Source organism: Aeromonas sp. R7-4 (assembly GCF_040908055.1).
Classification (GTDB): domain Bacteria; phylum Pseudomonadota; class Gammaproteobacteria; order Enterobacterales; family Aeromonadaceae; genus Aeromonas; species Aeromonas sanarellii.
In genome coordinates, this window is the sequence record NZ_JBFODA010000029.1 from 21,410 (window position 1) to 31,184 (window position 9,775).

Below are 9,775 nucleotides of genomic sequence, written 5' to 3' on the forward strand. Positions count from 1 at the left end.
GCATCACACTGGCTCCCGTGCTGGCTGGCCTGCTCCCCCTGGAGAGCCCGGTGGAGGCGGTCGAACGACAAGGCACCAATCGTCCTGCAACAACCACGAAGTGCTGGATCCCCAGCGTGAATGTCCTGACCAACAAACCTGGAGAAAAGTCATGAACAAGCCCTACGTCAAACTCGACAAGCACAACGCTGCCGTGCTGCTGGTGGATCACCAGGCCGGCCTCTCCTCCCTGGTGCGCGACATCGAGCCGGACAAGTTTCGCAACAATGTCCTGGCGCTGGCCGCGACGGCCAAGTATTTCCAGCTGCCCACCATACTGACCACCAGTTTCGAAAACGGGCCCAACGGCCCATTGATGACGGAGCTCAAGGAGACCTTCCCGGATGCCCCTTACATTGCTCGCCCCGGGCAGATCAACGCCTGGGACAACGAGGAGTTCGTCAAGGCAGTCAAGGCCACCGGCAAGAAACAGCTGATCATCGCCGGCATCGTCACCGAGGTGTGCGTGGCCTTCCCGGCCCTGTCCGCACTCGAGGAGGGGTACGAGGTGTTTGTCATCACCGATGCCTCGGGAACGTTCAACGAGATCACCCGTCACTCGGCCTGGGATCGCATGTCATCCGCTGGGGCGCAGCTGATGAACTGGTTTGGCGCCGCCTGTGAACTGCACCGCGACTGGCGCAACGATGTGGAAGGCCTGGGCACCCTGTTCGCCAACCACATCCCCGACTATCGCAATCTGATCAACAGCTACACCACCGTCCAGAGCAGCAAGTAATACACACCGGCCCCGGGAATCCGGGGCCTTTTCTTTTACTGGTGCCACATCTGGGCTATATGCCCCCTTCCTCCCGAGCATATCAATGCGTCAGGCTGCTGCTCTAGCGTATGGAATAGATCCGTCGTTCATGGTGACGTGCGCCCCATCAGATGGGTACTCGTGAGCGGGGCGGCAATATTCTCTCGATCAGGTGAGCCAGATGCGCCTCAAACCCGCAGCAAGCCGGATAATGCGGGGATACCGGCTGGCTGCAAGGCATAGCACCAGGCCCTGCCACACGGACAGCTGCGACGCAGCGCATTCAGGAAGGGGACTTCGCCTTGCCCAGACAGGCCCGGCACAATAGTGGGCTGGGTGGAGGAAAAACAAAACGCAGCTGACAGGGTAGGAACCCTATCAGCTGCGCCCTAGCCATGGATCATGACATCCAGATTTGAAAGGCGTTCAGCCCTCAGAACGGCATCTTGAAGCCCGGGGGCAATTGCATGCCGCCGGTCAGCTCGCTCATCTTGCTCTTGTTCTGCTCTTCCACCCGGCGCACGGCGTCGTTGACGGCGGCGGCGACCAGATCTTCCAGCATCTCCTTGTCATCTTCCATCAGGCTGGGATCGATCTCGATGCGGCGCACGCTGTGGCTGCCTGCCATGGTCACCTTGACCATGCCGGCGCCGGCTTCGCCGACCACTTCCATCTGGGCCAGCTGCTCCTGCATCTTCTGCATGCGCTCTTGCATCTGCTGGGCCTGTTTCATCAGGTTACCCATTCCACCTTTACCAAACATAGATCGTCTCTCGTCTTGAAATCCGGCATCCAGCGCCGGGCTGTGGGTTCATCTGCCCTAAGTGGGGGCAGCCAAAAGGCTTTTCAACGGGGATCCAGACCCCGGCGCGGTTTTTTGACCGCGCGTCAGCGACTCAGGGGCTCGATGCTCTCGGGATGGAGCACGGCGCCGAATCGTTGCTGCAAAAACTGTACGTTGGGATCGGCCGCCAGATCCCGGCTCACCTGCTCACGGACCCCGAGATAGAGACGGTGCTCAATCTCGAGCGGCGTCTCCCGCTCGGGATCCGTGCCCAGGGTCACCTCGATGCGCACCCTGCCCCCCAATGCCGGGCCTATGATCTCGGCCAGATCGGCGCGGGCCTTGTCGCTCACCAGATGACGCTGCTCTGGCTTGAGAACGAGGGAGACCAGCTCCCCCTGCTGGCTCATCACTGAGTTGATGGCGAGCTGGCGCAGCCGGCCCCCCACCCCGGTACGGGCGATCAGCTCGGCCCAGGGATCGCCGCAGTTGACCAGGAGAGAGGACGGGATCAGACGGGAAACCTCCCCCGCCTCCTCCGGCTGATCGTCATTTTCCAGCGCGTCCCAGTCGATGGTCTCCATCACCGGGACGGCGGGTTCCGGCCTGCTCACAGCCTCCTGAGGCTCGGCCACGGGAGGCGAGAGCGGCGCAGTCGACGGTGCCGTGGCCCGCAGGCTGACGTCAGCGTCCAGATCCCAGGGCGGCAGGTCCTGCTCCGGGGGAGCCATGGTCACAGTGGCAGGATGAGGGGCCGGTGCCGCCCGCTCCGGCAGCAGGGCGCTGGCGAACCCGTCGCTGAAACCTTGATTCAGATACTCTTCGTAGTCACTGCCGCTCTCTTCATAGGCATCGAGGGGCGGCAGGTCGTCATACCCCAGGGCGGGCGCTTGCCCCTGACTATCCGGTCGCGCCACAGGTAGTTCGGCAACCAGGGACGAGGGGACGGCGGCTTGCACACCAGGCGCAGGTTTTGCGACAGCCAGCGGTTTGGGGGTCGTCCGGGCGGGCGCGGTGCCCGCGCTCTGCTCGCCGCGCAGGCGACTGCGCAGCAGATTGCGCTTGCCCAGCAGGCTCTGCATGCTGGAGGCCGCCGAAGGCGCCGCCTCGGGCTCCTGGGCTGGCGCGGGAGCGGGGGCATCATGAGAAGAATGCGACGATTCGGGCTCGCTGACCTCCTTTGCGGCGACCTGGTCGTCCGGTCTCGCCTCAGGCGCCATGGACTGCACCTCGTACCCCATGTGCTCTGCGGCTTGCAGCAGCTCGCTCTGCTCGGCAAAGAGGCTCGCATTGGGCTCATCGTCACCGGGTGCCGGTGCATCGGCCTGCAACTCAGGCATGGGGCCGCTCGCCGCCATGGCTGCGGGTTCGCTCGCACCGATCGCCCTGGTCCCCTGATGCGGGGCTGGCTCAGCCCCTTGAGGCTTTCCCGGCGGGATCGAACCAGTCTCCCTCCCCACCGCAGAGGAGGTGACCAGCCCTGCCATGGAAGGGGGCAGGGCCGTCAGATTGGCGGGGTGCAGTACCTCGCGGCGCGGCGAAAAGGCCAGCATCCGCAGGCAGGTCATCTCCAGCGCGGTACGCCCGTCGGGCGCCCAGGGCAGATCCTTGCGCCCGCCGAGCACGATCTGGTAGCAGAGCTGCACCTCCTCCGGGCTCATGGCCTGGGCGAGCTGCAACAGGGCATCGGCATCCGCACCCTGCTCCTGTACGCTGGCCGGCAGCAATTGGGCCATGGCGACGCGATGGAGCAAGGCTTCCAGCTCGGCGTGAAGCTGATCAAAATCCGGCCCCAGGGTGGCGATTTCGGTGATCTTGGCCATGGTGGCCGGGGCGTCCTGGCGCAGCACCGCCTCCAGCAGCTGGTGCAGGTGGTGATGATCGAGTGTCCCCAGCATGGCGAGCACGGCGTCGAGCCGCACGCTGCCGTTGCCGTGGGCCAGCGCCTGATCCGTCAGGCTCAGGGCGTCGCGCATGCTGCCGTCGGCCGCCTTGGCCAACGCCAGCAAGGCGCGCGGCTCGAACGGCTGGCCTTCCCTGTCCAGCACCCACTCCAGCTGCTTGGCGATCTGGGTCTGATCCAGGCTCTTGAGGTGAAACTGCAGGCAGCGCGACAAGATGGTGATGGGGAGCTTCTGCGGATCCGTGGTGGCCAGCAGGAACTTCACATAGGGGGGCGGCTCTTCCAGGGTTTTGAGCAACGCATTGAAGCTATGGCGCGACAGCATGTGCACCTCGTCGATGAGGTACACCTTGAAGCGGCCGCGGGCCGGGCGGTACTGCACGTTGTCCAGCAGTTCGCGGGTGTCTTCCACCTTGGTGCGGGAGGCCGCATCGATCTCCAGCAGATCGACGAAATTGCCCTGATCGATTTCGCGGCAGGTATCGCATACGCCGCACGGATGGCTGCTGATCCCCTGCTCGCAGTTGAGGCTCTTGGCCAGGATGCGGGCTATGGTGGTCTTGCCGACCCCGCGGGTGCCGCTCAGCAGATAGGCATGGTGCAGCCGCCCCTGATCCAGGGCATTGGTCAAGGCGGTCAGCACATGCTGCTGGCCAACCACTTGTTCAAACGTATGGGGGCGCCATTTGCGCGCCAGAACCTGATAGCTCATAGATCTCGATGCTGGAAAACGAGGCATTGAGGCTGGATGCTAACACAAATGGCGGGAGGGCTGTATGGACTATCGGCCGCCTTGGGAGGGATCGCTTGAATTTCAAACCGGTGCCCATTCAGGCACCGGTCTGAGGCTGGCGGCAGGTTGACGAGGCCCGCCTGCCAGGGGGGTTACTCGCCCGCGAGTTCCACCAGGGAGATCACCTTGACGCCGGCGGCGGTCAGGCGAGCCTCGCCACCGAGGGACGGCAGGGAGATGATGAAGGCGGCATCGACCACCTCACCGCCGGCACGGCGGATGAGCTTGACGGTGGCATCGACGGTGCCGCCGGTGGCCAGCAGATCGTCCACTACCAGCACCTTGTCACCGGGCACGATGGCATCGGTGTGCAACTGCAGGGTATCGGTGCCGTACTCGAGGGCGTAGGACTCCTCGATGACGCTGCGGGGCAGCTTGCCAGGCTTGCGCACCGGCACAAAACCCAGCCCCATGGCGTAGGCGACCGGGGCGCCGAAGATGAAGCCGCGGGCCTCGGTACCGACGATCTTGGTGATCCCTTGATCACGGTAATGATCGGCCAGCAGATCGATGGTGGCCTTGAAGGCCTCGGCATTCTCGATCAGGCTGGTGATGTCGCGAAACAGGACGCCCGGCTTCGGGTAGTCGGGAATGGTCTTGATGCTCGCTTCGATAAACTTCAGGGTATCCGGATTCATTATTTGACCGCTTATTTTTTTGAGCCCAGCTATGGCGGCACATAGGATCTCCGCCTGGGGGCAATAAAAAGGCCCGTCACGCAAAAATGACGAGCCGACTCCATAGCATTATTGCCGCGATAGCTTAGGGATTTCACTTCTTCATTGCAACCGGCTCCAGCACAGGCAGACGCATCAACCAGGTGAGCAGGATCACCATTATGACAACGAGCGACCACCTCACCCAGGGCAGCGGTACCACCAGGAGCGACACCGAGAACGAGATCAGGATGAAGACGAACGCCCGACGTCTGGCATGACGGCGAATGCCGCGATACTGCTGCCAGTCGAGGATGGGGGGGCCGAACCAGGGGTGAGCCAGCATCCAGCGGTGAAACCGGGGGGAGGATCGGGCAAAGAGGGCCGCCGCCAGCAGCATGAAGGGCGTCGTCGGCAGCAGGGGCAGGACTATCCCGACTATCCCGGTGGCGAAGGCAAGCCAGCCCAAGGCCATCAGACACCAGCGTTTCATGGGTACTCCTCTGAATGCATCTCTGCCTTTAGCCTAACAGAGTTGGCCCTGAAGCTGACAGACTGGCCCAGGCGGCGGCCATCGATTGGGTTCATCGAGTGGCCAGACGGCTGACAATCCCGGCCATTGCCACTACAATCTGCGCTCTTTTTTCTCCCCTTGTCTTCGGAAGCAGCTATGCGCGTTATTTTGGCCCCCATGCAGGGGGTCCTGGATCACCTGATGCGGGAGGTGCTCACCTCCGTCAACGATTACGACCTCTGCGTCAGCGAATTCATCCGGGTGGTCGATCAGCTGCTGCCCGCCAAGGTATTCCATCGTCTCTGCCCCGAGCTCAGACAGGATGGCAAGACCCGCGCCGGCACCCCGGTACGGGTGCAGCTGCTGGGCCAGCACCCGGAATGGCTCGCCGAAAACGCAGTGCGAGCCATCGAGCTCGGCTCCCCCGGCGTGGATCTCAACTTCGGCTGCCCCGCCCCCACGGTCAACAAGAGCAAGGGGGGCGCCGTGCTGCTCAAGGAGCCCGAAACCGTCTATCGCATCGTCAAGGCGGTACGGGACGCGGTGCCCGCTCACCTGCCGGTCAGTGCCAAGATCCGCCTGGGTTATGATGACAAGGAGCTCTATCTGGACAACGCCCAGGCCGTCTATCAGGGAGGGGCCAACGAGCTGGCAGTCCATGCCCGCACCAAGCGCGAAGGCTACAAGGCCCCGGCCCACTGGGAGTACGTGGACGCCATTCGCCGCGCCCTGCCCATTCCCGTCACCGCCAACGGCGAGATCTGGGATCACCAGGATGCCCTGACCTGCGCCCGGGTCTCCGGCTGCGACGCCCTCATGGTGGGACGCGGTGCCATCTCGCTGCCCAACCTGGCCAATGTGATGAAGACGGGGTGCCCCCACATGAGCTGGGCCGAGGTGCTGCAGCTGATGGTGACCTACACCGAGCAGGATCTGGCGAGCGAGAAGGCCGACTACTATCCCAGCCGGATCAAGCAGTGGTTCAGCTATCTCAAGCGTGAATATCCCCAGGCTGCCGTACTTTTCCAGGAGATTCGTCTGCACAAAGAGACAGGACCTATCCGGGACGCCTTGCTGCAAGCCGCGAAAACTGTGAGCTAACCCACTTTTACTTGACTCATGTCATCTTGATAAACCGCGGGTTTCCCTATACTGGCCGAGTTTTATCACTCGTCTTTGGGGGCTGCTGTGTGTGAAGTGACGCAAGCCCGGTTGGCCGAATGGCATGAGCGCCTGCTGACCGATTGGGCACAAACAAGAGAAGAGCTGATAGGCCAGCTCAAGGCCTGTCGACGTGACGACTGGGCACAGAAGGTGGCATCCTGCGAGCGGGATCAGCTGGTGGACCTGACCGGTCGCCTCGATCTGCCCAAGGTGGAGCAGAGCGTGGCGCGCCTCAAGCGCATCGACGCCGCGCTTTGCCAGATGGAGCTGGGGCTCTATGGCCTCTGCTCCGATTGCGAGGAGCCGCTCATCGTCGAACAGCTCGATCAGGATCCCAGCCTGCAGCGCTGTCCGCGCTGTGAAGCCCGCTATCGCAAGGGATTCCACGCCCACGAACTCTGATGGGCCTTCCCCTGCCCATTGCCATCCATGCCCTCCCCCTCTTGCCAAGGCCATAGCTGACTCTCCACCCGACAAGGGCCCCCGGCCCCTTCATCACGCGGGCCCCGGTGGCCTGCGGCAAGATCATCGCAGCCTTGGGAGGCCGACAGGCGTTTCAGGTCTGGGAGCCTTGCTCTGTCAGCGCATGCTTCTGTGCATAGGCATAGAGGCCCATTCGATTGCGAATGCCCAGCTTGGCGTAAATGGATGTCAGGTGATTGCGCAGGGTGTGCTCACTGATGTTGAGGCGCCGCGCGATCTCGAGGGTATTGGCATCGACGCCCAGGGTAATGGCCGCGATGGTCAGTCTCTCCTTGCGGGTCAGCCGCGCTATCTTCGCCTGCTCGGCGTGGTGAGCCCCCTTCTCCCTCGCGATGGCCATCAGGATCCGCTCGGTGGCGGCGCGATCGACCCAGTACTCGCCCCCGTGCACCTTGCGGATGGCCTTGTACAGCACCTCCACCGGTTCCCGCTTGCTGATGGCGCCGCAGGCCCCGGCCAATACCGCTCTCTCCTGCAGTTCGGTGCCCTGCGCAGTGGCGATCACCAGCACGCGCACGTGGGTATCGCACAGCAGGGGCGGAATTTGGTCGATGCCGTTGCGGCCATCCAGATCGAACAGGACGACACACGTCTTGCCCGGCACCATCCACGGCACAGCCTCGACGGGATCGGCCACGCAAGCGATGACGTCCATCTCGTTGGGCTGAGCGTTAATGGCCCCGCGCAACCCCCATGCGACAATCGGCAAGTCGCAGATCACGATGACATTGATTCTGGTATCCATACCCCGCCCCCTACGCCTACGACAACGTGACAGGCATCCTGCCTGACAATGGTCCCCTCTCAAATTAGTCGAAATATCCTGGTTTTGTCCTGGGTCGACCGACACTTTGTCCCGCATAAATCGGTCTGATTCTTCCATTTTTCATCTTCCTCTTCTGGCCTAGGCTAATCGGCATGACAACACCCACACATATCCATGCTCGCCAGCATGAGCGCATCAGGACGGTGATACCTGTCCGGCTCTCGGGCCAGACAGGGTTCACCCGGGACATCAGCATCGGGGGCTGCTACCTGCAACTCGAGGAGGCCGCCACGCCTGAGAACGAAGGGAGTGACGTCTGCTTCGATCTCGATCCGGGGGTGACGCACGGTGCCATGAAGATCCGGTGTTGCGGGCAGATAGTGCGGCGAGACCGGGACGGCCCTCTCACCGGTATGGCCATCAAAATCAAAGACCTGCAACTGCTGGTGAAAGAGATCCCCGACAGTTGCACCAGGTGAAGAGTTGCGCGGTGCAAGAGCAGATGGCCAGGACGGCGATCTTGTCTCCATACCGAATCATCTTCCCGCTTTCTGAAGGAGCAGACCCATGGCTGACATCAGCGGCACCAATAAAAACGACTCTCTCTTTGGCGGCACAGGAGCCGACCTCATAGATGGAGGCAATGGCAGTGACATGCTCGACGGCGGCAGCGGGAGCGACACCCTGCTGGGCGGCAACGGCGAGGATACCCTCTACGGCGGGCTCGGGGACGATACCCTCTCCGGCGGCAACGGCCAGGACCTCGTCTATGGAGGATCCGGCAACGACGTCATCGGGACATCGCTTGTCAACAGCGAGAACGGTAACGACGTCATCTACGGCGACGGCTGGGATGACTACCGGCAGCAGAGCCGAGCCCTCGCCGGCAGCGACACCATCTACGGCGGCAATGGCTCGGAGACCATCTATGGCGACAACGGCGATGGCCATGCAAGTGGCGGCAACGACTATATCTATGCCGGCAACGGCAACGACACCGTCTACGGTGAAGGCGGTGACGATACCCTCCAGGGCGGCAATGGCGCCGATCTGCTGAGCGGCGGCAGCGGCAATGACCTCTTCGTCTACCAGAGCGCGATGGAATCCAATAGTGGCGGGATGGATACTATCCGTGACTTTTCCGGTGTGCATGACGCCAACCCGGACAACGACAAGATCGACCTGCGCCCGTTGCTGGGTTCCACCGACCTCAAGTGGGGAGGCACCACCTCCCTGATCAACGGTGTCTGGTACGAGCAGAACGCCGGGCAGAATGCCACCTACGTCAAGGCCGATACCAACGGCGACGGCCAGGCCGATCTGGTGATCAAACTCGACGGTCTCAAGGACCTGAGCAACACCGACTTCCTCGGTGTGCAGAACAACGGCCCCACCATCACCTCCAACGGGGGCGGCAGTTCGGCTGCTCTGGCCATCGACGAAAACACCACTGTGGTCACCACAGTGACGGCCAGTGACCCGGACTTCGGTGCGCTGCTGACCTACACCATAGTCGGTGGCGCCGATGCAGGACTCTTCACCATAAATCCCAACACCGGCGTCCTGTCGTTTGTCAACGCGCCCAACCGGGAAAGCCCGGGCGACAGCAACGGCGACAGCACCTATGAAGTGGTGGTACGCGTCTCCGATGGCAGTGCCTTCGACGAGCAGGCTTTCACCATCGCCATCAACGATGTCGACGAGTTCGATGTCACTACCCCGACCGACACCAACGCCGCCGCCAATACCGTCGACGAGAACATCGCCATCGGCTCCCTGGTCGGCGTCACCGCCTTTGCCAGCGACGCCGACGCCACCACCAATGCCGTCACCTACAGCCTGTCCGGCAATCCCGGCGGCCTGTTTGCCATCGATCCCGCCACCGGCGTGGTCACCGTTGCCGCCGCCATCGA

10 protein-coding genes are annotated in these 9,775 nt (G+C 62.8%); 5 read left to right on the forward strand and 5 right to left on the reverse strand.

Going from position 1 to position 9,775, the window contains the following annotated elements:
- Window positions 1-151: 151 nt before the first annotated feature.
- Entirely contained in the window at window positions 152-778 is a 627-nt protein-coding gene (ycaC, locus tag AB5Y72_RS07170; RefSeq protein ID WP_325783721.1) for an isochorismate family cysteine hydrolase YcaC, read from the forward strand.
- A gap of 454 nt (window positions 779-1,232) precedes the next feature.
- On the opposite strand, the gene AB5Y72_RS07175 is transcribed toward ycaC, so the two are convergent.
- From AB5Y72_RS07175 to AB5Y72_RS07190, 4 genes are all read right to left on the reverse strand, one after another.
- Window positions 1,233-1,562, reverse strand: a complete 330-nt coding sequence (locus AB5Y72_RS07175; RefSeq protein WP_042077772.1) for a YbaB/EbfC family nucleoid-associated protein — start codon at window positions 1,560-1,562, stop codon at window positions 1,233-1,235.
- Window positions 1,563-1,687: 125 nt separating this feature from the next.
- Window positions 1,688-4,198 (reverse strand): DNA polymerase III subunit gamma/tau, encoded by a 2,511-nt coding sequence (gene dnaX, locus AB5Y72_RS07180; protein WP_325783722.1) that lies wholly within the window; start codon window positions 4,196-4,198, stop codon window positions 1,688-1,690.
- A 173-nt stretch (window positions 4,199-4,371) separates the two neighbouring features.
- Entirely contained in the window at window positions 4,372-4,917 is a 546-nt protein-coding gene (gene apt / locus AB5Y72_RS07185) for an adenine phosphoribosyltransferase (protein WP_325783723.1), read from the reverse strand.
- Between the two features lie 133 nt (window positions 4,918-5,050).
- The gene (locus tag AB5Y72_RS07190; RefSeq protein WP_325783724.1) at window positions 5,051-5,428 is read right to left on the reverse strand and encodes a YbaN family protein; all 378 of its coding nucleotides are present in this window, start codon (window positions 5,426-5,428) and stop codon (window positions 5,051-5,053) included.
- A gap of 177 nt (window positions 5,429-5,605) precedes the next feature.
- On the opposite strand from AB5Y72_RS07190, the gene dusC reads away from it, so the two are divergent.
- Together dusC and AB5Y72_RS07200 are read left to right on the forward strand one after the other, a co-directional pair.
- The gene (gene dusC / locus AB5Y72_RS07195; protein ID WP_318163286.1) at window positions 5,606-6,550 is read left to right on the forward strand and encodes a tRNA dihydrouridine(16) synthase DusC; all 945 of its coding nucleotides are present in this window, start codon (window positions 5,606-5,608) and stop codon (window positions 6,548-6,550) included.
- 96 nt (window positions 6,551-6,646) lie between these two features.
- The gene (locus AB5Y72_RS07200; RefSeq protein WP_042077763.1) at window positions 6,647-7,015 is read left to right on the forward strand and encodes an RNA polymerase-binding protein DksA; all 369 of its coding nucleotides are present in this window, start codon (window positions 6,647-6,649) and stop codon (window positions 7,013-7,015) included.
- Between the two features lie 154 nt (window positions 7,016-7,169).
- Here the strand turns inward: AB5Y72_RS07200 and AB5Y72_RS07205 are convergent, their stop codons facing one another.
- On the reverse strand, window positions 7,170-7,841 hold the full coding sequence (locus AB5Y72_RS07205) for a response regulator transcription factor (protein WP_325783725.1): 672 nt from the start codon (window positions 7,839-7,841) through the stop codon (window positions 7,170-7,172).
- Window positions 7,842-8,014: 173 nt separating this feature from the next.
- Here AB5Y72_RS07205 and AB5Y72_RS07210 point away from each other — a divergent pair, with 173 nt between their 5' ends.
- Together AB5Y72_RS07210 and AB5Y72_RS07215 are read left to right on the forward strand one after the other, a co-directional pair.
- Window positions 8,015-8,341: a PilZ domain-containing protein gene (locus tag AB5Y72_RS07210; RefSeq protein WP_325783726.1), complete on the forward strand. Its 327-nt coding sequence runs from the start codon at window positions 8,015-8,017 to the stop codon at window positions 8,339-8,341.
- An 88-nt stretch (window positions 8,342-8,429) separates the two neighbouring features.
- On the forward strand, window positions 8,430-9,775 hold a 1,346-nt coding region (locus AB5Y72_RS07215), incomplete at its 3' end, for a cadherin domain-containing protein (protein ID WP_368198781.1).